The organism is Arthrobacter sp. Cr_A7, from assembly GCF_029222765.1.
GTDB lineage: Bacteria > Actinomycetota > Actinomycetes > Actinomycetales > Micrococcaceae > Arthrobacter.
Map to the genome: position 1 here is coordinate 1 of NZ_JARHXQ010000296.1, position 484 is coordinate 484.

The 484-nt window shown below is 62.6% G+C and carries 1 protein-coding gene; it reads right to left on the reverse strand.

The genetic code is table 11. The features are described from left to right. The coding region (locus P2Q66_RS17320; protein WP_275730141.1) for a carbohydrate ABC transporter permease at positions 1 to 484 on the reverse strand (484 nt) is incomplete at both ends.

A 484-nucleotide genomic window follows, 5' to 3' on the forward strand; every position in this document is an offset into this window, starting at 1 on the left:
GTCCAGGAAGAAGCCGTGCATCATCCAGATGCCGAAGGCCAGGTTGTAGACGATATAAACGGCGATGATTCCGGCGTACGTATCGATGAGGCCTGCGCCGGATGCCAGGAGATAGATCGGCAGTGCGAAGACCACGGCAGGGCCCATACGCGTGCCAAGGACCAGGAACAGGAAGCGGTCCTTGTGCTTGCCCTTCATCCGGGCCAGCGCGTGGCCTCCCATGGCGGAGAGCACGACGACGATGGCCGTGGTGACCAGGGCAATGAGGAAGCTGTTGAACAATGCCCGCGGGAAGGCGCTGCCCAGAACCCGCTCGAAGGAGGTCCAGTCCGGAGCCTGGAGCCAGTCGATGGGCATCTGGCGCCAGTCCACCTGGGGTGTGACTGCGATGCGGAGCATGACCGCAACCGGCACCAGGCACACCAGGCTGACCAGGATCATTGCTACGTAGTTGGGGATGTCCCAGAGCTTCCGGGAGTGGAAC